The sequence below is a fragment of the Paenibacillus sp. ACRRX genome (assembly GCF_022346885.1).
In the GTDB taxonomy this organism is placed as follows: domain Bacteria; phylum Bacillota; class Bacilli; order Paenibacillales; family Paenibacillaceae; genus Paenibacillus_B.
This window is the reverse complement of sequence record NZ_JAKRNK010000010.1, coordinates 111,907-136,619: the sequence shown is the minus strand read 5'-3', so window position 1 is coordinate 136,619 and position 24,713 is coordinate 111,907. Positions and strand designations below refer to the sequence as shown.

Annotated in this window: 23 protein-coding genes; 21 read left to right on the top strand and 2 right to left on the bottom strand. The window is 45.3% G+C overall.

The features are described from left to right. Window positions 1–73 precede the first annotated feature (73 nt). Window positions 74–586, top strand: a complete 513-nt coding sequence (locus tag MH117_RS23260; RefSeq protein WP_239333005.1) for an adenine phosphoribosyltransferase — start codon at window positions 74–76, stop codon at window positions 584–586. 200 nt (window positions 587–786) lie between these two features. Next, window positions 787–1,863, top strand: coding sequence for an FAD:protein FMN transferase (locus tag MH117_RS23255; RefSeq protein ID WP_239333003.1), 1,077 nt, complete (start codon window positions 787–789; stop codon window positions 1,861–1,863). Between the two features lie 72 nt (window positions 1,864–1,935). On the opposite strand, the gene uraA is transcribed toward MH117_RS23255, so the two are convergent. Beyond that, entirely contained in the window at window positions 1,936–3,213 is a 1,278-nt protein-coding gene (gene uraA / locus MH117_RS23250; RefSeq protein WP_239333001.1) for a uracil permease, read from the bottom strand. Between the two features lie 285 nt (window positions 3,214–3,498). Between uraA and MH117_RS23245 the strand changes: the two genes are divergently transcribed. From MH117_RS23245 to MH117_RS23185, 13 genes are all read left to right on the top strand, one after another. Next, the gene (locus MH117_RS23245; protein WP_239332999.1) at window positions 3,499–5,691 is read left to right on the top strand and encodes a RelA/SpoT family protein; all 2,193 of its coding nucleotides are present in this window, start codon (window positions 3,499–3,501) and stop codon (window positions 5,689–5,691) included. An 82-nt stretch (window positions 5,692–5,773) separates the two neighbouring features. Next, window positions 5,774–6,220 (top strand): D-aminoacyl-tRNA deacylase, encoded by a 447-nt coding sequence (gene dtd / locus MH117_RS23240; protein ID WP_239332997.1) that lies wholly within the window; start codon window positions 5,774–5,776, stop codon window positions 6,218–6,220. A gap of 108 nt (window positions 6,221–6,328) precedes the next feature. Beyond that, on the top strand, window positions 6,329–6,472 hold the full coding sequence (locus tag MH117_RS23235) for a hypothetical protein (protein ID WP_239332995.1): 144 nt from the start codon (window positions 6,329–6,331) through the stop codon (window positions 6,470–6,472). 147 nt (window positions 6,473–6,619) lie between these two features. After that, the gene (locus tag MH117_RS23230; RefSeq protein WP_239332993.1) at window positions 6,620–8,206 is read left to right on the top strand and encodes a coproporphyrinogen III oxidase; all 1,587 of its coding nucleotides are present in this window, start codon (window positions 6,620–6,622) and stop codon (window positions 8,204–8,206) included. 677 nt (window positions 8,207–8,883) lie between these two features. Further along, the gene (gene hisS, locus MH117_RS23225; RefSeq protein ID WP_239332991.1) at window positions 8,884–10,134 is read left to right on the top strand and encodes a histidine--tRNA ligase; all 1,251 of its coding nucleotides are present in this window, start codon (window positions 8,884–8,886) and stop codon (window positions 10,132–10,134) included. Between the two features lie 60 nt (window positions 10,135–10,194). Beyond that, window positions 10,195–11,982: an aspartate--tRNA ligase gene (gene aspS, locus MH117_RS23220; RefSeq protein WP_239333105.1), complete on the top strand. Its 1,788-nt coding sequence runs from the start codon at window positions 10,195–10,197 to the stop codon at window positions 11,980–11,982. Window positions 11,983–12,097: 115 nt separating this feature from the next. Next, complete coding sequence (locus tag MH117_RS23215) at window positions 12,098–12,850, top strand: tRNA threonylcarbamoyladenosine dehydratase (RefSeq protein ID WP_239332989.1); 753 nt, start codon at window positions 12,098–12,100, stop codon at window positions 12,848–12,850. A 327-nt stretch (window positions 12,851–13,177) separates the two neighbouring features. After that, entirely contained in the window at window positions 13,178–14,491 is a 1,314-nt protein-coding gene (locus MH117_RS23210; RefSeq protein ID WP_239332987.1) for a replication-associated recombination protein A, read from the top strand. A 70-nt stretch (window positions 14,492–14,561) separates the two neighbouring features. Next, on the top strand, window positions 14,562–14,984 hold the full coding sequence (gene crcB / locus MH117_RS23205) for a fluoride efflux transporter CrcB (RefSeq protein ID WP_239332985.1): 423 nt from the start codon (window positions 14,562–14,564) through the stop codon (window positions 14,982–14,984). After that, on the top strand, window positions 14,981–15,349 hold the full coding sequence (crcB, locus tag MH117_RS23200) for a fluoride efflux transporter CrcB (protein WP_239332983.1): 369 nt from the start codon (window positions 14,981–14,983) through the stop codon (window positions 15,347–15,349). Before crcB (MH117_RS23205) ends, crcB (MH117_RS23200) begins: the two co-directional genes overlap by 4 nt. Before the next feature lie 112 nt (window positions 15,350–15,461). Beyond that, window positions 15,462–16,010 carry a PCYCGC domain-containing protein gene (locus MH117_RS23195; protein ID WP_239332981.1) on the top strand — a complete coding sequence of 183 codons (549 nt, stop codon included), beginning with the start codon at window positions 15,462–15,464 and terminating at the stop codon, window positions 16,008–16,010. Between the two features lie 278 nt (window positions 16,011–16,288). After that, the gene (locus MH117_RS23190; protein WP_239332971.1) at window positions 16,289–16,603 is read left to right on the top strand and encodes an ArsR/SmtB family transcription factor; all 315 of its coding nucleotides are present in this window, start codon (window positions 16,289–16,291) and stop codon (window positions 16,601–16,603) included. A gap of 235 nt (window positions 16,604–16,838) precedes the next feature. After that, window positions 16,839–18,170 (top strand): hemolysin family protein, encoded by a 1,332-nt coding sequence (locus MH117_RS23185; protein ID WP_239332969.1) that lies wholly within the window; start codon window positions 16,839–16,841, stop codon window positions 18,168–18,170. A gap of 88 nt (window positions 18,171–18,258) precedes the next feature. Here the strand turns inward: MH117_RS23185 and mnmA are convergent, their stop codons facing one another. After that, window positions 18,259–19,374, bottom strand: coding sequence for a tRNA 2-thiouridine(34) synthase MnmA (gene mnmA, locus MH117_RS23180; RefSeq protein ID WP_239332967.1), 1,116 nt, complete (start codon window positions 19,372–19,374; stop codon window positions 18,259–18,261). A gap of 208 nt (window positions 19,375–19,582) precedes the next feature. On the opposite strand from mnmA, the gene cymR reads away from it, so the two are divergent. The 6 genes from cymR to nrdG all read left to right on the top strand — a co-directional run bounded on the left by cymR (window position 19,583) and on the right by nrdG (window position 24,673). Further along, window positions 19,583–20,002, top strand: a complete 420-nt coding sequence (cymR, locus tag MH117_RS23175; protein WP_028544799.1) for a cysteine metabolism transcriptional regulator CymR — start codon at window positions 19,583–19,585, stop codon at window positions 20,000–20,002. A gap of 44 nt (window positions 20,003–20,046) precedes the next feature. Beyond that, window positions 20,047–21,219: a cysteine desulfurase family protein gene (locus MH117_RS23170; protein ID WP_239332965.1), complete on the top strand. Its 1,173-nt coding sequence runs from the start codon at window positions 20,047–20,049 to the stop codon at window positions 21,217–21,219. A 67-nt stretch (window positions 21,220–21,286) separates the two neighbouring features. Then, window positions 21,287–21,799, top strand: a complete 513-nt coding sequence (locus MH117_RS23165; RefSeq protein WP_239332963.1) for a PRC-barrel domain-containing protein — start codon at window positions 21,287–21,289, stop codon at window positions 21,797–21,799. A 52-nt stretch (window positions 21,800–21,851) separates the two neighbouring features. Continuing rightward, window positions 21,852–22,067: a hypothetical protein gene (locus MH117_RS23160; protein WP_239333103.1), complete on the top strand. Its 216-nt coding sequence runs from the start codon at window positions 21,852–21,854 to the stop codon at window positions 22,065–22,067. Between the two features lie 276 nt (window positions 22,068–22,343). Then, window positions 22,344–24,194, top strand: a complete 1,851-nt coding sequence (locus MH117_RS23155) for an anaerobic ribonucleoside triphosphate reductase (protein ID WP_239333101.1) — start codon at window positions 22,344–22,346, stop codon at window positions 24,192–24,194. Further along, complete coding sequence (gene nrdG, locus MH117_RS23150) at window positions 24,191–24,673, top strand: anaerobic ribonucleoside-triphosphate reductase activating protein (RefSeq protein ID WP_239332953.1); 483 nt, start codon at window positions 24,191–24,193, stop codon at window positions 24,671–24,673. Before MH117_RS23155 ends, nrdG begins: the two co-directional genes overlap by 4 nt. Window positions 24,674–24,713: the final 40 nt, after the last annotated feature.

The window sequence follows — 24,713 nt, the reverse complement described above, 5'->3', positions numbered from 1 at the left end:
GTAAGGCATAATGAAATTTTATTATATTTCTAAATTATCGTAGAGACGATAACGTTCGAGGAGGAATTGACTTATGGATTTTAAGTCTTATATTCGTGTTATTCCTGACTTTCCCCAGCCAGGCATCCGCTTTAAGGACATTACAACGCTGCTTAAAGACGGGGCTGCCTACCGTGAATCTATTAACGCAATGCATGAATTAGTTAAAGGTATGGATGTTGACTTGGTAGCAGGTCCAGAGGCACGTGGTTTTGTCGTAGGTGCACCTCTTGCATTAGCTATCGGAGCAGGCTTTGTGCCGATTCGTAAGAGCGGAAAGCTGCCAGGAGATACAATTGAGGCAGGTTACGATCTGGAGTATGGCAAAGATAAGCTTGCGATGCATCGTGACGCGATTCAGCCAGGACAGAAAGTACTGATTGCTGATGATCTGCTTGCGACTGGTGGTACGATCTCAACAACGATTGAACTGATACGCCAACTGGGCGGAGAAGTTGTAGGTGCGGTATTCTTGATTGAGCTTGGCTATTTAAATGGCCGCGAGAAGCTTCAAGGTATTGAAGTCCAATCGTTAATGACATATTAAGTGAATTATTAGCATCTGATTGATGCGCTGAATGACAAGCTGATGCCCTCTTAGAGAGGTGTCAGCTTGCTTTTGATTTTGGGGCATATTGGGAGTTAGGTTCATTATTTTTAAAATGTTCATAGTTCAGTTCATTCTGGTTAACGAATTAGTGTATTCTAAATGGCAAACATACATAAATAAAAGAGCGAGGGACAGCCATGAACAAAAAAACGGCTATGATTGGACTTGGAGTGATTATTCTTGTCATTGCAGCATTGTTTGCAGTAAAGTGGAACACTAAAGAAGTGAAAGCGCCTGAAGCGGCGCCGCAGCCCCCAGCTTATCAAGACAAAAGTTATTTTATATTTGATACAGTAGTTAACATTAAGATTTATGATAAAGGTGATCATGAGCATCACTTTCAGGAAATCGACCACATCATGAAAAGTATAGACAGCCACATGAGCCGCACGAAGGATAACAGCGAATTAGCAGCTGTTAATGAAGCGGCTGGCAAATCAGCAGTTCGTGTGTCTGCGGACACTTTTGAAGCTATTGAGCTTTCTGTTCAATACGGGAAGGAAACCGATGGATTATTTGATCCGAGTGTAGGTCCACTCGTTAATCTTTGGAATATCGGGCATGATAATGCTAAGATTCCAGATAAGGCAGAACTACAGGCAGCAATTCACAAAGTAAATTATAAAAATATCGAATTAAACGGGGCAGACAGATCAGTACGTCTAACAAAACCGGGCATGGTATTGGATCTAGGGGGGATCGGCAAAGGTTACGCGGCTGACCGAGTAGCTGATTATTTAAAGGCACAAGGGATTAAACATGCCCTCGTTAATCTGGGTGGAAGTTCAATCGTTACAATTGGTGAAAAACCGAATGGAAGTGCTTGGGTGATCGGTATCCAAAATCCGGACAAGAGTAGGGGCACTCAGATAGGTACGATTAAGCTGAAGGGAGAAACAATTGATTCCTCTGGGGTATATGAACGATTCTTTATGAAGGATGGAGTCAGATACCATCATCTGCTTAACCCGAAGACCGGTTATCCCGAACAAAATGAGCTAATGAGTGTGACGATTATTGCTGACAACGCTACGGATTCTGATGCACTGTCAACCGCTGTGTTTTTGGAGGGCCTTGAGGAAGGTCTTAAGCATATGAACCGTATAGCAGGGATGGAAGCGTTCTTTATTACAAATAACAAGGACATTTATGTAACGGATGGATTAAAAGGAAAGCTGAACATTACAGATCCCGAATTTAAAGTGGTTAACTAATAAGAATCCCCCTTAAAACCTCTCAAGATTAGCTTTGATGAGAGGTTTCAATGGGGGATTTGTTAGTTCAATTTAATGAGCTGACTTCTCGTGATCATTGGATAATCCGAGCTTGTCAATCAAAATAAAGAACAGATTTAAGACGATGGCCAGAACCGTTGCAAGCGCCATACCTTTTAATTCAACATCGCCGAGCTTTAAAGTAGCATTGCTTATACCGATAACGATAACAAGTGTAGTCAAGAGCAGGTTTTTAGGCTTGCTGAAGTCTACCTTTGAATCAACCAGAATACGCAGACCAGACGCCGCGATTACCCCGAACAGGAGTAACGAGACGCCACCCATCACTGGCACTGGGATGTTAGCGATAAGGGCAGACACATTGCCAAAGAACGACATGATAATGGCAATCACTGCTGCTCCGCCAATGACGTATACAGAATACACACGAGTAAGTGCCATTACACCAATGTTTTCTCCATATGTCGTGTTTGGCGTTGAGCCGAAGAAGCCGGAAAAAATAGTCGAGATTCCGTTGCCGAGCAAGGAGCGGTGAAGTCCAGGATCTTTGGACAGGTCTCTGCCCACAATATTGCTCGTTACCATCAAATGACCAACGTGTTCTACAACGACAACCAATGCTGCAGGTATGATTATGGAGATCGCCGTCCAATTAAATTCTGGATATGTAATCGTTGGCAGCTTCAGGAATGCTGCTGACGTTACTTTGCTCATATCAACCGCATCCATAAAGTAGGCGGACACATAACCGACAACAATTCCGATAAGTATGGGTATAATTTTAAAGAACCCACGAAACATGACATTACCGATAACCGTAACTGCTAAAGTAATAACAGCCAGTGTGATGTTCGTATAATTCAAATTGCCAGCAGCATCAGGTATAAATCCCGACATGTTAGAAGCAACAGGAACAAGCTCTAGACCGATAACGGCAACGATCGCGCCCATTGCGGCAGGTGGAAATAACGCATCAAGCCAACGTGTGCCTGCCCACTTTACGATCAGAGCTACTAGAATAAAGACAACACCGCATATGATAAAAGCACCTAATGCCTGCGGATAATTATCCGTCTTGCCAGCGAGTACAACCAGTACGGGTGAAATAAATGCGAAGCTGGAACCTAGGTACGCTGGAATCAATCCTCGGCATAAGATGAGGTAGAATAAGGTTCCGATTCCGTTCATCAATAGAACGATACCTGGATCAACCTGGAACAGATTCGGTACGAGTACCGTGGAGCCGAACATGGCGAACAGATGTTGAATGCTCAGCAGCAGACCCGGCATAAGAGCGGGCTTTTCAAGCACTTGAATTTCGCGTTGCAATGCGGATGCACTCCTTTATTTCATATTTAATTGTAAACCTAACTATATAATCTACATCGAATTGGCGTCGAATTACAACAACTTTTTTAATATTCGTGTTAAAAAAGGTGACATGAACCCCTGTTTTTGTAATTATTCTCTTATATTCGACAACAACCGACATACATATCCGTGGAATAACAGCGATAGCCATTGACGGCAATACGGTTCAAAGGCATAATTATAGGATAATCTGTAAACAGGGACGACGAACGACCCGGATAGAAAGGAATCGAGACGAGTCCAATGGGCATCGACCAATTGATAACTAAAGCTTCTACTTATATGAAAGAGCCAGACTTGATCCGCATACGTGAAGCTTATGAATTCGCGGACAAAGCCCATTATGGGCAGATTAGGAAGTCTGGAGAACCTTATATCTTACATCCCTTGGCTGTAGCGGATATCGTAGTGGGCATGCAGATGGATCCAACATCTATCGTCGCAGCTCTGCTTCATGATGTCGTGGAGGACACCTCTGTTTCTCTTGATGAGATTCGTGCGAAGTTCGGCGAGACATGTGCAATGCTGGTGGATGGCTTAACGAAGCTTGAACGTATCCAGTTTCGCTCAAAGGAAGAGCAGCAGAATGAGAATTATCGCAAAATGTTTGTCGCGATGGCGAATGACATACGTGTTATCGTGATCAAGCTTGCGGACCGCCTGCACAATATGCGCACACTGAAGTTTCAATCGGAAGAGAGTCAGCGCCGAATTGCCTATGAGACGCTGGAGATATTCTGTCCGATTGCGCATCGTCTAGGTATTTCCGCAATCAAGTGGGAGATGGAGGACATTGCACTTCGTTACTTGAACCCGCAGCAGTATTATCGCATAGCTAATTTGATGCATAAGAAGCGGGCTGAACGGGAGCAATTTATTTCCGACGTCATCCTGCGGATTAACGAGAAGCTGGACGAGATGGGCATTGAAGCTGACTTATCCGGCAGACCTAAGCATATTTACAGCGTGTATAAGAAGATGACGGTGAAAAATAAGCAGTTTAATGAGATTTACGATCTGCTTGCGATCCGCATTTTGGTCGACAATATTAAAGATTGTTATGCCACCTTGGGCATCATTCATACCTTATGGAAACCGATGCCTGGCAGGTTTAAAGATTATATCGCCATGCCGAAGGCCAATATGTACCAGTCGCTTCATACGACGGTTATCGGTCCGACAGGCGAGCCGACAGAGGTGCAGATCCGCACATGGGATATGCATCGAACGGCTGAGTATGGTATTGCCGCGCATTGGGCTTATAAGGAGGGCAACCAGAGCCTTATAGGCGGGAGTTTTGAAGAGAAGATGACATTTTTGCGTGAGATTCTGGATCTGCAGCAGGAGACAAAAGATGCTAGCGAATTTGTCGAATCGCTTAAAATGGATTTCTTCTCGGATCTCGTATTCGTGTTTACGCCAAAAGGGGAAGTGATCGAGCTTCCGGCAGGCTCCGTACCGCTTGACTTTGCGTACCGCATCCATACGGAGGTTGGAAACCGTACCATTGGGGCTAAAGTGAACGGTCGCATCGTGCCGCTTGATCATAAGTTGAAGACAGGCGATATTGTTGAAATATTAACATCCAAACATTCGTACGGTCCTAGTGCAGACTGGATTAAGATTGCTCAGTCTTCGCATGCTCGCTCCAAGATTAAACAGTGGTTCAAGAAGGAGAAGCGGGAAGAGAATGTTCAGAAGGGCCGTGACTCCATTGAGCGTGAGTTAAAACGACTGGGCATTGATCCGCAAGGCTGGATGTCGGAAGACAAGCTGATGGAAGTGGCCAAGAAGTTTAACTTTAACGATGTTGAGGATATGATGTCCGCGATTGGCTTCGGAGGTCTTACGGCAGCACAAGTCTGTACTCGCTTGACTGAGAAGCTTCGTAAGGAAGCAGAAGAGGCGCAAGCAGCGCATCTTGAGCTTACACACGAGATCAAAGAGATGAAGAAAGATTCCAATGAGCGGAAGTCTCGTCCGACAAATGGTGTCCGTGTCAAAGGAATCGATAATTTACTCGTGCGTTTTGCTCGTTGTTGTAATCCGGTGCCAGGAGATGATATCGTTGGATACGTCACCCGCGGTCGGGGTGTGTCCGTGCACCGTGCGGATTGTCTGAACCTGCCGAAGGAGATCGAAGGCGAAGAAGCCGAGCGTATCATCGAAGTCGAGTGGGAAGAGTCGATCGAGGCCAACTACAGCGTAGATATCGAGATTACAGGCATGGATCGACGCGGATTTTTGAATGAAGTGCTGCAGGTCGTATCAGAGAGCAAGACGAACATCGCGGCTGTATCAGGGCGTTCCGATAAAAACAAGCTCGCGCTTATTCATATGACGGTACTTATCCGGAATACTGAACATTTGCATTCGGTAGTGGAGAAGATTAAGCGTGTGAAGGATGTATACACGGTACAGCGTATTATGCAATAGTCAAAGCAGCCGCCCGCGGGGCGGCTGTTCTTATATGAGTATGGCAATAATCAGATGCTCAATTCGGAGAGGAGTTACGCACGTGAAAATAGTCGTACAGCGTTCTAAAGCTGCAAAAGTCATTGTCAATCAGGATACAGTAGGTGAAATTGATAAAGGACTGGTGCTGTTGGTTGGCGTCACACATGAAGATACGGAGCAGGATGCACAGTGGTTGGCGGACAAGATTGCGGGACTGCGCATATTTGAGGACGAACAAGAGAAGATGAATTTCTCTGTTCAAGATATTGGTGGTGCTATCTTGTCAGTATCACAGTTTACATTGTTTGGAGATTGTAGGAAGGGCAGACGTCCTAACTTTATGGCGGCTGCGCGTCCTGAACAGGCAGAGCAGTTGTATGAGTTCTTTAATGAATGCTTGCGCAAACATGACCTGTCCGTGTCAACAGGCATTTTTGGTGCGATGATGGATGTGCAGTTTACAAATTGGGGACCAGTGACGTTAATACTGGACAGCCAGTCACGCTAAGTCATGCATGAGTTGATTTGCTGTGGATTTGAGTAATTAAAGAGGACGAATAGATAGGGATAGATATCACGCATACTATTGGCATCTCAAGATGAAGGAGCGCCAACTATGCGTCAATCGTTGCAGCAGCTAGCTATTCAGTACGGACACATGGCCATGACGCAGTCTATGCGTGAAACATCAGCCAATATGAGTCAGGAGCATGCGGAGGAGCGCAGTATGAGACGACCGTACCCTAGTCACCGCAGATAAACGGTGTCGCTTAGTTGGGGTAACAACTGATTTCTTTATTCTCCCTGTGACCTATGTTACAATTCATCAAGAAGTGATGAAGCTCCGATTAGGGGCTTTTATTTTTGTTTATTTTACTGTCAGGTGTAATAGTGGGAGGATTTACTGATGCGTATTCGATTAACAGCTAATGAAGCAGCGTTTGAGCGCTCGCTTGTTCATATTATTCAATTATATGTCGAACAACCAGAAGTGACGTATGTGGTTACAGACGGCCTTGTTGGCGACGAGGAACCGGATTGGGGAGAGTTCGATGCTGTCTTAAGACTGCATACGGAAAACAGCTCAGGATCAGATGATCATAACGATGCTTCGCGCTGCTTACGGGCTTATGGCTCACTGCGGATTAAGCTTCAGGACGGTAGTGTCAGATTGTATGAAGCTGAACATACAAGAGCCGTGACGGCTGAGGCGACACACGAGCAATTTCGGAAGCAGGTTAAGAACAGTCTCTGCCATGCGCTACTTCGAGTATTGACGGATTGGACAGGTATCGAGCAGCCATGGGGGATATTGACTGGAGTGCGACCAACTAAGCTGATGCATGATGCGCGTAGACGGGGACTGGCTTCGGATGCGGCACGTAAGGAGTTAAAGGAAGACTACTTGGTAACGGATCAAAAAGTAGCTCTAATGGAGCGTATCGTTGAACGTCAGTTAACGGCTCTGCCCGACCTTGATAACTTGCAAAAGGAGATTAGTATCTATATTGGTATTCCTTTCTGTCCGACGAAGTGTGCGTACTGCACGTTCCCTGCTTACGATATTAATGGGCGCCAAGGGTCTGTGAACTCATTTTTGGGTGGACTTCATTATGAGATTCGCGAGATCGGTCGCTTCCTGAAGGAGCGAGGGGTGCGAATTACTACCATTTATTATGGTGGCGGCACACCAACAAGTATTACAGCGGAAGAAATGGATATGTTGTATGAGGAGATGTATGAATCCTTCCCAGATGTAGGAAATGTGCGAGAAATTACAGTTGAAGCGGGTCGTCCTGACACCATTACGCCAGAGAAGCTGGATGTGCTGCGCAAATGGAATATTGACCGAATTAGTATTAATCCGCAATCTTACATTCAAGAAACTTTGGATATTATCGGCAGACATCATAGCGTTGAAGAAACGATCGAAAAGTATAAGCTGGCACGTGAAATGGGAATGAACAATATCAATATGGATCTCATTATTGGTTTGCCTGGTGAAGGCGTCGAGGAGTTCGATCACACTTTGTGCGAGACCGAGAAATTGATGCCAGAGTCGTTAACGGTACATACCTTGTCTTTTAAGAGAGCCTCTGAAATGACACAGCACCGTGGCGAAGAGAAATTTAAGGTTGCAGACCGACATGAGATCGCACAGATGATGACTGCGGCGAGCGAATGGACAGATGCCCATGGATACGTTCCGTATTATTTGTACCGGCAGAAAAATATTTTAGGCAACCTTGAGAATGTTGGTTATTCCATTCCGGGTACTGAAAGTTTATACAACATTTTAATTATTGAAGAAATCCAGTCTATTTTGGGGCTTGGCTGTGGGGCGACTACTAAGTGGGTGCATCCCGAGACAGGGGCTATCTCCCGATTTGCCAATCCTAAAGAGCCTAAAGTGTACAATGACAATTACGTAGAAGTGACACGAAAGAAGATCGAAATGATGGATCAATTGTTTCCACTCTACACGCAATCGTAAACAGGAAAATGAAGCGTTTTCTTATTTGTAATCTTTCTGTAACCTGCGTTTCATGTTCCTTTAACAATCAGTCCCTATAATAAGTGACATGACCCCCTTTTAAGAATATATACTTTTGACAAACCTACATTTGATGATGTAGGTTTTTTTCTTTTTTTGTAATGCCTCTTGACTTTAATGGAGTAAATTATTACAATGTTCTTCATATAATCTCTTTAAGATATTTGATTTGATGACGGGAACAAGTACTTCGAACCCTCTTATTCAGAGAGAGACCCCAAGGCTGGAAGGGTCTTAATGAAGGACGAACGAATGACACCCCCGAGAACCTGCGGCGAGGCTGGGCATTAATTGCTTATAGCAGTAGACGTTAGGCGTAGCGCGGACGTTATACGCGAATGAAGCGGAACATGTATGGTATGCGGGAGGATATTTTATCCTCAGATACCTGTAGTCAAGTAATATGCTGACATGGATCCGGAATGTGGGTGGCACCACGGGTGAATGGAACAACCAATCTCTCGTCCCTTTGCGTTATTTTAACGCGGGACGGGAGTTTTTTTGTTTTCAAATATTTATGGTGAGAGATGAAGACGAGAATTTCAGCCTGTGCCTCAGCTTGGGATGACCGAGCTTGTGAATCAAGGCTTGTCTCATAAGTATAGGAGGTTGCGTAAATGGCATTCCAGAAGCCGAAGGGTACACAAGACTTTTTGCCAGGAACGGTCGAAATTTGGCAGACCGTTGAGCAGAAAGCGCGCGAGATGTGCCGCAGATTTAATTACAAGGAAATTCGTACTCCTATTTTCGAAGCAACTGAATTGTTTGAGCGTGGAGTGGGCGAGACAACGGATGTAGTGGAAAAAGAAATGTACACCTTCAGCGACAAAGGAAATCGCAGCATGACTTTACGCCCAGAAGGGACAGCAGGTGCCGTTCGTTCTTATGTAGAGAACAAGCTGTATGGTGATCCTGACGTCACGAAGCTGTATTACATTGGACCTATGTTCCGCTATGAGCGTCCACAAGCAGGACGCTACCGTCAATTCCACCAATTCGGTGTAGAGGCGTTAGGTGCAGTGGACCCAAGCTTGGATGCGGAAATTATTTCACTCGGGTATCATTTTATGAAAGAAATCGGCTTGTCTGGTGTTCTTGTAGAGATTAACTCTGTAGGCAATGCAGATAGTCGCGCGGCATACCGTCAAACCTTGCTTGATTTCTTGACGCCTATGGAAGAGACACTGTGTAAAGATTGTCAATCACGCATGGAGCGTAATCCGCTGCGCGTGCTGGATTGTAAGGTAGACCAAGACAAGTTTGGCGATGCGCCGTCCATCCTGGACAGCTTGGATGAAGAATGTGCGACTCATTTTGAAAAGGTGAAGCAGCTCTTAAGTGCAATGGGCGTAGAGTATCGAATTAACCACCGACTTGTACGTGGACTCGATTATTACACACACACGGCATTTGAGTACAAAGCGCAAGGTATTGGCGCCATTGATACGGTTGGCGGCGGCGGCCGATATAACGGTCTTGTTGCAAGTATAGGCGGACCGGATCAGCCGGGCATCGGCTTCGGCTTGGGGATGGAGCGGATTGCCTTGCTGCTGGAGCACCAAGGTGTTCAATGTAACGAGCAAACTCCGCTGGATGTGTATCTAGTTGGTTTGGGCGAGCAAGCTGAGGATGAAGTGGCTAAGCTGCTTAATCAACTGCGGGTTGCCGGTATCGCAGCCGAGAAGGACTATCAGGGCCGGAAAATGAAGGCGCAGATGAAGTCGGCTGAACGGATGCAGGCACGATTTGCAGCTATATTGGGCGAGGATGAATTGTCGCGCGGTGAAATCGCATTGAAGCAATTATCAACTGGTGAACAGCGTATGGTGAAGCTTGATGAGCTGATCCAAACGATTCAACAGTCGTAATAAATTGAGCTTAAATACGAGCTTAAAAGATCTAATAAAAGATGGGGAGTGCCTTTTATGATGTACAAGACGCATCACTGTGGAAAGCTTACAACGGCCAATATTGGTGAAACGGTTACATTAAATGGTTGGGTACAACGACGCCGTGACTTGGGTGGAGTATTGTTCGTTGATCTGCGTGACCGCAGTGGACTTATGCAAGCCGTATTTAATCCGGAGTTCTCGCAAGCAGCACATGACATAGCGGATCGTGTGCGCAACGAGTACGTAATTGCTGTACGCGGTACAGTAGTCGAACGTGATGCGGAGACGGTTAACCCGAATTTGCCTACAGGCCAGATCGAAGTTCGTGTAACTGAGATCGATGTGCTGAACGCAGCAAAAAACCCTCCATTCTTCATTGAGGATGGTATTGAGATTGACGAAACTCTTCGTCTTAAGTACCGTTATCTGGACCTTCGTCGTCCAGAGATGCAGCAAACATTGATGATGCGTTCTAAAGCAGCCAAAGTGTTCCGTGATTATCTGGACAACAACGAGTTCATCGAGGTGGAAACGCCTATTTTGGTAAATAGCACGCCGGAAGGTGCTCGTGATTATCTTGTGCCTAGCCGTGTGCATCCAGGTGAATTTTATGCGTTGCCGCAATCGCCGCAAATCTTTAAGCAATTGCTCATGGTATCCGGTATGGAGCGTTATTATCAAATTGCACGTTGTTTCCGTGACGAAGATTTGCGCGCTGACAGACAGCCTGAATTTACCCAAGTCGATATCGAGACATCCTTCGTATCTCAAGAGGATTTGTTTGGTATGATGGAAGAGCTAATGGTTCGATTGTTCCAAGAAACAAAAGGAATCGAGCTCCCCACACCGTTCCAACGCATCACTTACCAGGATGCAATGAACAAGTATGGTTCTGACAAGCCAGATCTTCGCTTTGGTCTGGAACTAGTTGACGTATGTGATATTGTATCTTCCTCTGGAGTTAAAGTATTTGCATCGGTCATCGAAAAGGGTGGCGTCGTAAAATGCTTAAATGCAAAAGGCTGTGGCACGTGGAGCCGTAAAGAGATCGACGATCTTGCACCATTCGCTGCACGTTACGGAGCTAAAGGATTGGCATGGATTCAAGTGAAGGATGGCGAGTTTAAAGGACCGATCGTGAAATTCTTCAACGAGGAAGAAATTGCGGCTCTGCGTGATCGTCTCGGAGCTGAAGAAGGCGATCTTCTCTTGTTCTCGGCAGACACGAAGAAAGTTGTGGCTGATGTACTCGGCAATCTGCGTTTACTCGTTGGACGCCGCTTGAACCTGATTAACGATAATGAATATAAGTTTGCATGGGTGGTTGACTTCCCATTGCTTGGATATGATGAAGAAGCAAAACGTTATGTAGCGGAGCACCATCCGTTCACACGCCCGAAAGACGAGGATCTGGCATTGTTCGATACGGATCCTGGTCAGATCCGTGCACAAGCCTACGACATCGTGCTTAACGGCTACGAAGTAGGCGGAGGTTCCATGCGTATTTACAAGCGTGAAGTACAGGAGAAGATGTTCAACGCACTTGGATTCTCCCCTGAAGAAGCACAAGAGAAATTCGGCTTCCTGTTAAACGCATTTGAATACGGCACGCCTCCGCATGGCGGGATCGCATTTGGCTTCGACAGACTTGTAATGCTGCTTGCAGGCAGCACCAACTTGCGCGAAACGATTGCATTCCCTAAAACGGCAAGTGCAACAGACCTGATGGTTGGCGCGCCGAATCTGGTGGATACAGCTCAATTGGATCAACTGCACATTAAAACGAAGAAAAAAGAAAAGAAAGAAGAAAAACAAGGCGAATAAGCCGAAGACTTTCTTCACTTTCAAAGGTAATTGCATCCCTCGTCTCAGCCAGCTGGCTTTGGGGCGAGGGTGTTTTATGGTTATACAAAGTAGCTATCTATGAAGGAGGCACCTTATGCTCAATCAATTTTCTAGAACAGAGCTTGCCATTGGGCCAGAAGGCATGGAGTTGATGAAAAATAGTACAGTTGCTGTGCTTGGCATTGGAGGAGTAGGCTCGATTGCTGCCGAGGCGCTGGCAAGAACAGGAGTCGGACGAATCATTTTGATCGATAAGGACGTTGTTGACATTACAAATGTGAACCGTCAGATTCATGCCTTAATCACAACGGTAGGCCAGGAGAAAACAGAATTGATGAAAGAGCGAATCAAGCTCATCAATCCTGAGTGTGATGCTATTACACTGAATATGTTTTACACAGAGGAGACGTATGAAGAGCTGTTCAAATATGAGCTTGATTATGTACTGGATGCATCAGATACCGTCTCTTATAAGATTCATCTTATCAAAGAGTGTCTAAAGCGAGGCATCCCGATGATATCCAGTATGGGAGCAGCTAATAAGATGGACCCAACGCGCTTTCAGGTCGCTGATATTTCTAAGACAACTGTAGATCCGATTGCCCGTGTAATTCGACAGAAACTGCGCAAGCAAGGGATCAAAAAAGGTGTTAAAGTGGTGTTCTCCACTGAGGAGCCAATGAAGCCGCGTGTAGATGTAACCGAGAAGATTGTGCCAGAGAATGCACCAGATCGGCGTAAAGCACAGCAGCCTCCCGCGAGTAACGCATTTGTTCCACCTGTAGTGGGACTCATTATGGTTAGTGTAGCAGTGAAGGATCTGTTAAAGCAGTTGGAGCAGAAATAGAGATCTAGTTAGTCATAATATATAATAATTAGCTGCTAAACCTGATGGTTTGGGCAGCTTTTTTTGATAAGAAAAAGAACGTACGTTCTTGGTGGATATGCAGGTTGTATATACGTATGGTAAAATGATTGAAATAATAAAAAGATAATTGAAACGCCAAAAGAAGTATGACGTTACGTTATCTTTATAAATGACAAGACATGATGATAAGATGACAAATAAGAGCAATTGAATGTCGTTCACGAGGACATGCTGGATGTAGCTAACTAGGGGTGTCAGCTAGAATAGAGTAAAGAAAGTTCGAATCAACTAGAGTGGTGATAAGAAATGGATTTATTTTCGTATCAATCGGATCAAGGGCCTGAGATGAGGCTGCTCGCTGATCGCATACGTCCGCGTACGCTGGATGAATATGTGGGACAGGAACATATTGTGGGTCCGCAGCGTCTATTAAGGAGGGCGATAGAGTCTGACCGTGTATCCTCGATTTTGCTGTACGGACCACCTGGATGCGGCAAGACTACGCTTGCCAATATTATTGCGGAGCGCACGCAAGGGGAATTCGTACGGCTAAATGCGGTGGATGCGTCCGTTAAGGATGTTCGGGCTGTCATTGAGCAAGCGGAGAACCGCAAAAATATGTACGCTGCTAAGACGATCTTGTTCTTGGATGAGGTTCATCGTTTTAACAAGTCACAGCAGGATGCTCTGCTGCCTGCGGTTGAGAAAGGCACGATTATTTTTATCGGCGCAACTACTGAGAATCCATTCCATCATGTGAATGGAGCATTAATTAGCCGCTCGACCTTGTTTCAGTTAAAGGCATTGACGTCAGAACATTGCCTGATTGCTATGCAGCGTGCGATGGTCGACAAGGAGCGCGGACTGGGTTTTATGCCGCTTGAAGTGAATGAGGATGCGCTCCAGCATATAGCCGAGATGGCAAATGGTGATATCCGACGTGCGCTTAATGCGCTGGAGCTTGCTGCGATGACCACCATGCCGCAGTCGGACGGCAGGGTAATCGTCACCATGGCAGAAGCAGAAGAATCTGTTCGCAGACCAATCGTTCGTGCCGATGAATCGACCCAATACGACGTATTATCCGCCTTTCATAAGAGTATCCGTGGATCAAGTGACGCAGCGCTGTTCTGGTTTTTTTATGCCGTAGATAAGCTTGGGATGGATCCCATGACGTTTATACGCCGTCTAACTGTTGCTTGCAGTGAAGATATTGGCTTGGCGAATCCGCAAGCAATGGTACAGGCAGTCAGTGCGCTTGAAGCGTATCGTCGCATCGGATGGCCGGAATCACAATACATTATTGCCCAGGCAATTTTATTTGCGGTAGAGAGTCCGAAGTCTAATTCGATACCGATGGCCATTCAACGGGCGATGCAGGCGATGGATGATATTCGATCTGCTGAAGTTCCGCTCCATCTGAGGGATACGCATTACAAAGGTGCGGACAAGTTGGGGCATAAGGGCTACCAGTATCCTCATGATTATCCTGGCCATTATGTAACGCAGCAGTATTTGCCGGATACTATCCAGAACCGGGTATTCTTTATGGCAAGTGAGCAGGGCATGGAAGCGAAAATGAAGGTTAATCAGGAGCTTCGTAGGCAGAAGGGGCGTTAATATTGCCCTTGTCCCGAACATCTTATGCAGCAACAAGTATCAATTTTTCATGCGGAGAGGTAGAGTGGTGATGTCAAGCAGTTGTTGGAATCCAAGGAATGGACTCGCCGTAGCGATCGGAGGAATTATTGGCGCCAACATCAGATATGGATGCAGTCTAATCTTTCCGTTTGACATCGTAGGCGGCTTCCCAATGGCTACGCTTTTCGTTAATATAGCGGGCGCCTGTTTCTTAGGCTGGCTGACTTCATTTGTAGCGACTAGGGTGAACTGCTCACCCTTATGGAAGTTGACATTTGGCACGGGTATGGCTGGGGCGTTGACGACCTACTCTACATTTGCCATGGAAACGGTTCAATTGTTGGAAGTCAATCGGGTTGGAACGGCATTAAGTTATCAACTTCTTAGCCTTGTGGGAGGTCTCGTAAGCGCATACGCTGGTTATAAGCTTGGACAGCGACCTACACGAACTGAGAGGGGCATCTCGCAATGAATATCTGGTTAGTCAGTTTTGGGGGAGCTGTTGGTGCGTGGTTAAGGTATGTTATCACTGGTGTGATGGCCAAGCATTCCACATCTTTTCCATGGGGTACATGGGTTATTAATTTGGCGGGATCGATGCTGCTCGGAATTTTGGCTGGGCTTCATCAGACGATGCCTGATTATATCTATGCATGGTTAGGGATTGGATTTTGTGGTGCATTTACAACTTTTTCTACGTTTACGGTTGAGTCATGGCTGCTTATTCAGCAGCGGCGTATCAAAACGGCGCTTACTTACATAGGTAGTACCGCATTGTTTAATTTAGCGGCAGCCGTAATTGGGCTATATGTGATCCGTTTAATATTACAGGGATAAGGGTAATAATGATTCGGAAATATGATTTGTTATCCTTCTCAATAAAGTAAGTGATTCCGAATGACTAGTAATGGTATACATGTTAAAGGTGAGCAGAGGGGACTGTGATGACATGTTACATGCAAAAGAAAGCGGAATGGCAAGCGAGCGCCGACGTAGTATATGGCTGATGAAAGCTGCTGCACTTATCATTATGATGCTGTTAACTGCATGCGGCGCTACAACAGTAGGTGACGAGCAAGGAGCAGCGCATCATTCAAAGCAGGATCATTTGTTGCCAAATGGGGATTTGCGACAATGGACCTCATCTGTGAATGAATCGCCTTCATTCCTGAAGGATGGAGAAGAGGAGCTTCGACTTGTATATAAGCTTGCTGCTGAAAACGCACAATTATTGCAATGGATGCCTTGTTATTGTGGCTGTGGGGACAGCTCAAATCATCGAAGCAATTTGGATTGCTTCGTACATGAGAGGCTGGAGGATGGCAGTATTCAATGGGATGATCACGGGACACGATGCGGTGTATGTCTTCAGATCGCTGTGGAGGCGGTAAAGCTGGAGCAAGAGGGGAACTCGCTTGATGCCGTACGGAAAATAATAGATGATAAATATCGTGAAGGATATGCAGCGCCGACACCAACACCAATGCCGACAATTTAGATTCGGCAGGTGTGTAACTGGAGGCGCTAGTAATCCCAATCCGATTCTGTCCTGCAAGCAATCAGGTGAGACTTTTTTCCTGATGAAGGATGTTTATTTTTCGGGCCAATGTTGCATCCTACTTGAATAAATCCTCCCCTCATATGTGGTTATGTTCAGACGGTGGAGGACAAGCTAAGGGGGAAGCATGTACGTAAGGAGCATACTCGTTACGAACCACTGTCTCAGCTAAGCATAGTGACAAGGCGTATGGAATGTACGATAAGGAGTCGGATGCAATGGATGTATTAGAAGGAAAAGAGTGGGAACCGGATGTGCTGGAACGTGTGTCCCAGACATTTAAAGCTTTAGGAGACCCGACACGAATTCGAATTTTGACATTGTTGGCGCGGGAGGAATGTGCGGTCAATCAGATCGCAGATGCGCTCCAGCTATCGCAATCGGCTGTGTCCCATCAGTTAAAGACGCTGCGTGCATACAGATTTGTGCGTTATCGCCGTGAGGGACAAAATATGCTGTATTCCTGCGATGATGCCCACATTATAGGCCTCCTGAATGAAGCGGTTCGCTACGCTTCCAGCGAGCAATCATAATTCGTATATTTTAGGCATCACCCATGGTGATAGGACGATGACGTGCTGGAATATATATAATGTCAATCCCCGATACCGGAGGTGCTGCCGCCTGCGAAGAGCGATTTCCTAGGCTAGGATTTGACGGTTATGTAAGAAGGTATATAATGATTATTAAGCGTCATTCTTTTTAAGTTTAAATTGAACAATGGGGAGGTGTACCTGTCCGCTTTATGGGAGGCGGATAGGGATTCTATTGGATAGTGATCCGTTACCGATAGTATGGGGATTGTTGTTAGTCATTTTGCTGGTGTTTTTGAATGGGTTCTTTGTGGCGGCAGAGTTTGCCATGGTTAAAGTACGAGGCAGTCGGATTGACACACTCGTACAGGAAGGGAACGCCAAAGCCAAATTCGCGAGGAATTTGACCAACAACCTAGATGCTTATTTATCGGCATGTCAGCTAGGTATTACATTAGCATCGCTTGGCCTAGGTTGGATTGGAGAGTCTACGATTGCTCAACTGCTCCATGATCCATTGGCGGCACTTGGGGCTGGACCAGCTCTTATTCATACGATTGCAACAGTTGTAGCTTTTATCGTGATTACGATGATGCATATTGTATTAGGTGAGTTAGCACCTAAGACAGTAGCGATTCGTAAGGCGGAAAGTGTTACATTACTGACAGCAATGCCTTTAATGGCTTTTCATAAGGTGATGTATCCGTTTATTTGGCTCCTTAATGGTATGGCGAATACGTTGTTGAAGTGGTTTCGTGTGGAACCAGCCTCTGAACATGATTCGGCTCATACGGAAGAAGAGATTCGGATTCTGATGAAGGAAAGCCATAAGAGTGGTCTAATTAATAATACAGAATTGACATTGATGGACAACATATTTGAATTTTCAGAGACACATGCGCGTGAGATTATGATACCTCGTACAGAGATGGTTTGCCTTTATACGAACGATTCCTTTGCGGATAATAGGCAGACCGCCTATAGTGAGATGCATACCCGTTATCCTGTATGTGATCCCGATAAAGATAACATACTAGGATTTGTGCACATTAAAGATTTGGTCAAGATCAAGACAGACGATGCTGATTTGCGTGATATACTGCGGCCAATCTTAAGTGTGCCCGAATCGATGTCCATTAGTGCACTTATGAAGATGCTGCAGAAGAACAAGACGCAGATTGCACTGCTAATTGATGAGTATGGAGGTACCGCTGGTCTCGTTACGCTGGAGGACATCATGGAGGAGATCGTGGGCGAGATCCAGGATGAATTCGATGAAGAACTGCCTGAGATCGTGAAGCATGACGACTATTCATTCTCTGTAGATGGAAAAATGCTGATTGAAGAGATTAACGATCATTTTGGCAGTGATATTTCATCAGAGGACTTTGATACAATTGGCGGCTGGGTGTACTCACAAGTTGAGATTCCACCTAAGAAAGGCCAACGCATTGATTATGACAATCAATTGGAATTTATTGTAGAAGAAGCGCAGCAGCTTCGTATTACTCGCTTGCTTGTCCGTAAGTTGACGATGTCTGAAGAATTTCCAGTTGAAGCTTCCTAATAATTATTAATATCATTACACAGCACTCATACACAGTATAAGGGGCCCGCTATCTGGTAGCAGGGCCCCTTTATTTAGTCGTGTAGATTTATTGGTGAATAGCTTGCAGTTTGTGTATCTTATCAATAGTTCCTCCACCGAGACATACTTCCCCGTCGTAGAAGACTACGGCTTGTCCTGGCGTAATTGCACGTTGGTGAGCGTCGAATTGAACGTCCACTTGTCCGTTTGGTAAGTATGTCAAAGTAACGCCTTGATCAGGCTGACGATAACGGAACTTCGCCGTACACCTGATGGAACCTTCCGGGATATTACCAGCGATCCAATTAACACCTGTTGCTGTCAGGCCTGTAGAATAGAGACTTGGGTGGGCATCGCCTTGAACAACATACAAGACGTTAGTTGTTAAGTCTTTATCAGCTACGAACCAAGGTTCGCCTGAACCAGAACCGCCAATCCCAAGTCCTTGCCGCTGGCCAAGTGTATAGTACATGAGGCCATCATGTTTGCCTTTAACTTCGCCTGTTTGTATGTCAATCATGTCACCCGGTTGTGCCGGTAGAAATTGACTTAAAAATTGCTTGAAGTTACGCTCGCCGATAAAGCAGACACCCGTGCTGTCTTTCTTTTTGGCAGTTGCTAGCCCAGCTTCTTCTGCTATGCGACGCACTTCAGGCTTCGGCAGGTGACCGATCGGGAACATCGCCCGGGATAATTGCTGCTGACTAAGTGCATTAAGGAAGTAAGTCTGATCTTTGTTATTGTCCATACCGCGAAGCAGCTTAAATTGATTTTCGTCATGCACAACTCTTGCATAGTGCCCTGTAGCGACATAATCTGCACCGAGATCAAGAGCTGTTTGTAAGAACTCACCAAACTTAATCTCACGATTGCACATTACATCGGGGTTTGGTGTGCGCCCATTTCGGTACTCGTCAAGAAAATAAGTAAATACTTTATCAAAATATTGTTTTTCAAAGTTGACAGTGTAGTAGGGAATGCCAATATGTTCACAGACACGGCGGACATCCTCGGCGTCATCTTCTGCTGTACATTGTCCGAATTCATCCGTGTCATCCCAATTCTTCATAAAGATGCCGACTACGTCATAGCCCTGCTGCTTTAATAGCAAAGCTGTCACTGACGAATCGACACCTCCGGACATACCGACAACGACACGTGTCGAAGCTGGAGTTGTTGTCATCATCATCACCGTTGTACCTTTCTTCGTTGAAAATTACCCTTATTGTAACACATGGCCCTTTTATAGCGAAATATACGAATCTTGTCAAGGATATCTATGAATAGATAAGGAGAAAATTGTCCATAACGTGGATAGTTGTGATACGATATACAGGGTGGCATATAGGAATACAATGAATTTATGAAAACAAACATTTAGAGGTGCTTATATGAAGATATCTACAAAAGGGCGTTATGGCCTAACAATTATGATGGAGCTCGGACGAAGCTTTGGTGAGGGGCCGACATCCTTAAAAAGCATCGCGGAGAAGAATCAACTGTCCGAACATTATTTAGAGCAGCTTATTGCACCTTTGCGTAACGCTGGACTTGTTAAAAGTGTTCGTGGCGCATATGGTGGCTATGTATTGTCCCGTGAACCAGAGACGCTAAGCGCTGGTGAAATTATCCGTGTACTTGAAGGGCCTATCTCTCCGGTTGACTTTACGGAAGAGGATGATCCCGCAAAACGAGATTTATGGATACGTATTAGAGATAGCATCGCATCCGTATTGGACTCTACAACATTACACGATCTTATTCAATACAAGGATGAAGGAAGCCAAGACAGCTATATGTTCTACATCTAATATGGCGTGTAGGGGATCATCCAGAGAAGAGACGAGGGACATATATGGAACGAATCTATATGGACCATGCTGCTACAACTCCGTTGCATCCGGCAGTATGGGAAGTAATGTCTGCCAATATGCAAGCGGTGTACGGCAATCCTTCCAGCATCCATGCATTTGGACGTGGGTCCAAGGCGGTTGTGCAGCAAGCAAGGGATAAGATAGCCGAGGAACTAGGCTGTTTGCCGCAAGAGTTAATATTTACTAGCGGAGGCAGTGAGAGCGATAATACAGCATTATTTGGAGCGATGTGGGCGGCGAAGCAGCGAATGGATAAGCAAGGGCAGTCAGGTATGCCACATCTTGTTACCACTGCAATTGAGCATCATGCTGTTCTCCATGCTGCAGAGCATTTGCAGTCGCTTGGATTTGGAGTCACAATTGTCCAACCTGATGAGTATGGGAGGGTGTCAGCCGCTCAGATAGAACAAGCGATTCAGCCTAACACTTGTCTTATCAGTGTGATGTACGGTAATAACGAGGTTGGAACCCTGCAACCGATTGAAGAGATCGGCCATTTAGCTCGTGAACGTGGCATATTAATGCATACCGACGCAGTTCAAGCCTTGGGTATGATAGATATAAAGCTACAGGAGCTCCCTTTAGACTTGGCAAGCTTTACAGCTCATAAGATTAATGGTCCTAAAGGTGTGGGTGTTTTGTATGCAAGGCATGGAAGTGCATGGGAACCGCTAATCTATGGCGGCAATCAAGAGCGTAAGCGTCGAGCTGGAACGGAGAATATAGCGGGTATTGTCGGATTTTGCGAAGCATTAATGCAGGCATCACAACATCGTGAAGCAAAGTTGCAGCAAATACATGAAGTAAGATCTATATTGTTGGAAGGACTGCAGCGTGAATTAGGTGAACGGGTGGTCGTGAATGGACATCCTGACGTCAGGCTTCCACATATTTTAAATGTGAGCTTCTTGGATATACCTACTGAAAAGCTGCTCATGAATTTAGATATGCTTGGTGTTATGGCGGCAAGTGGTTCTGCCTGTACTTCTGGTTCATTGGAAGTATCACATGTGCTACGTGCCATGCAACTTTCGGAGGAAAGACAACAGACTGCTGTTCGATTTAGTTTCGGATTGGGCAATACTATCAATGAAGCGCAGGAAGTTGTCACACGAATTGCAACCATCGTTCACCGTGTCCGTAATAGACAGTAGGGTCTGAGACGAACGGGAAAGAGAACCGAGGGCGATGCAGTGCCTGACGCTCGAAGGAGGCTCTTTCATGAAAGTGCTTGAATTGATAGGACTACCTGTTTATGACATCGCCACAGGCAAGCGTGTATCGAAGATCAAAGATGTTTGGATTACAGATGATTGGCTCATGACACATGTGGAACTAGAAGAACCCACGCGTTTTACACGTGTTAGACACATTATTCCTTGGCATGATATCAAGGCATGCGGTGAAGACGCGATTATGATTGAGAATAGTCTTGCGGTCCGCGAAGCGGAAGCTGTCCATATAGAACGGGCACGCGCTTTTCTTACGGGTCCAGAACGGGTTAAAGATTTGCCGGTCGTAACACAAGAAGGAAATCAACTTGGATGGGTAGCAGATGTTTATTTTCAGCCAAATTTGGGCAATACAATAACAGGACTGGAAATTTCAGACGGATTGCTTGCAGACCTGCTTGAAGGCAGACGGCAGTTGGACGAGGCAAACCGTCATATGCGATTAGGACAAGACACAGTTGTAGTGTCTGATCTGGTTAACCCCACAGGAAGTCACCTTTAAGGTTACTTGGATCGGTATATCAAATCTGTTAATGGACGGAATGGTGAATAATATGTTGCGATGCCCGAACTGCAATTCCAAGGATATAGGCAAGATCGGCTCCCATCAATTTTATTGTTGGGGTTGTTTTATTGAATTAACGGTGAACGGTGATAAGATGAATGTGTATCAGGTAGAAGAAGATGGTACATTAAGCTCACTGGATGATTTGTTTTTTGGTGATGAATGGGGTGTTTCTGCTTATCCGGAGACACAGGCATCATCATAAACGGTCACATTATTGTCGATTAATAGTAAGATTGTTTTAGCGTCTATCTGGGGTGTTTTTGCCCGGATAAGGCGCTTTTTTTGTTGTGATGAGGTTTAAAATAAAAGTGTGACATTGCACATATTGTATGTTTTAAATATTATGCATACTATATATTGTGTTTATAACGAAAGGATGGCGAAAAACATGACATTAGCTCCTATTAAAACTTCACATGACAAACAAAGAACCGTACATATACAATCAAATTCCAGACAACGTAATCAGAACATGGCAATGTTTACAGAGACTGAGCTGGATCTTGTATCTTCGATTGATCGTATATTGGAAGGCTCAGACCGAGACTTGATGCAGGAAAATGCAAATGTGGATGGTCGTTCTCCAATGGGGGTTATGGGGAAAATGGCAAGTGAAAGCTCGAGATGGTACGTCATGCAGCATCTTCTGAGTGACGAGACAAAAGAAGCAATCGCAGCCAATCTATTGTATCCCCATGATCTGGATTTTTATTCGACAGGTACAACAACGTGCTGCCAGGTGCCTTTAGGGAAGCTGCTTAAAGGTGGTTTTAATACTGGGCACGGGCATATGCGGGAACCTCAAGACATTAAGAGTGCCTTGGCACTGGCTTCTATCATACTTCAAGCCAATCAGAATCAGCAGCATGGAGGTCAAGCGTATCCTTTATTTGATTACGACCTTGCTCCATACATTATGCGAACACACGTTAGACATATAAAGTATTTAAATACGCTTCCGTTCCAAACGGGGTTTGATATTGATCAGGAGGCGTGGCAGTTAACGGAACGAGATACGTATCAAGCTTGTGAGGCATTTATTCATAACGCCAACTCCATGCATTCTCGTGGTGGCGGGCAAGTTCCTTTTATTTCGATTAATTACGGGACTGATACAAGTCGTGCAGGCAGGATGCTAGTACGGCAACTGCTGCTTGCTACGCAAGCAGGTTTAGGGAGGGGAGAAACGCCGATATTCCCGATTCAAATTTTTAAAGTGAAGTCGGGTGTTAATTTCCAACCGAATGATCCGAACTATGATCTGTATGAGCTTGCATTGGAAACGACAGCTCAACGCTTATTTCCCAACTTTGCGTTCTTAGACGCGCCGTTTAACGCCCAGTATCAGGATGGTACTCCCGAGAGTGAGGCTTGCTATATGGGATGCCGCACACGTGTGATGGGGAATGTAAATGGTCAAGAAACAGCTATAGGCAGAGGTAACCTTTCTTTTACATCTATTAATCTTGTGCGTATAAGCTTGATGTCGAATAGTATAACTGAATTTATGAATCACTTGGACGAGTTGATTGATATTGCTGAACGACAGCTTTTGGATCGTCTACACTACCAAGGTGAAAAGCTGGCAGAAGACTTTACCTTCTTGATGCAACAAGGGGTGTGGCGAGGAAGTGATGAACTTGCTCCACGTGACAAGCTTCATGAAATATTAAAACAAGGGACGCTTAGCATCGGTTTTATCGGACTTGCTGAAGCCCTCGTCCAATTAACGGGTACACATCATGGTGAATCAGAGGAATCACGTCAGTTGGGAATGCGCATTGTTCATCATATGCGGCAACGTATGGATGAGGCTATTCTGCGCACGGGATACAATTTTTCATTGATAGCCACACCTGCTGAAGGTCTGTCTGGGAAATTTACACGCAAAGATCGTCTAGATTACGGTCTAATTCCTGGAATTACAGATCGTGATTATTATACGAACTCGTTTCATGTTCCTGTTTATTATGCAATGAAGGCGTATGACAAGATCGCTATTGAAGGGCCTTTTCACGAGTTGTGTAATGCAGGCCATATCACTTACGTTGAACTCGACGGAAGTGCACGTGCAAATCCGAAAGCCTTAGATAAGCTGGTACGAGCAATGGCTGAAAACGGTGTAGGGTATGGTTCAATTAACCACCCAATTGACCGTTGCCGATCCTGTGGTCATCAAGCCATCATTGAAATGGATTGCCCAGTATGTGGTGCGCCAGATTATGATATTGAACGAATACGCCGTATTACTGGGTATTTGGTTGGAGATATGAATAAATGGAATTCTGCCAAACGTGCTGAGGAATCGGAGCGGGTGAAGCACAGATGAGCTTATATGTGATGAATATTATTCATGACAGTGTCGTGGACGGAGAAGGATTAAGGTCTGTAGTATTTTTTAGTGGCTGTCCCCACCAATGTCTAGGATGTCATAATCCTCAATCATGGGCCTTAAGGGGAGGGACCCCTATGTCTGTTGACGAAATAGCCGATGAATTACTTTCTAACCCTATTACAGACGTAACTTTATCTGGAGGAGAGCTGTTTGTACAGGCTAAGGAAGTGAAGCTGTTGGCACGGAAGCTGCGGGCGGCAGGTAAGCATATTTGGGCGTATACTGGGTATACCCTTGAACAGCTGCAAGTATCAAGCCGTGATAAAATTGAATTGCTTCGTGAGATTGATGTGCTTGTGGATGGCCCGTTTGAACTTGAGAATAAGCGGCCAGGACTTATGTATAGAGGCAGCGACAACCAACGCATCTGGCAGATGAAGAATGGGGAACCAATCGGGTTAATTTTTCCCTAGTCTACATATACTCTACTGTATGAGCATGTCCGAAGCGGGG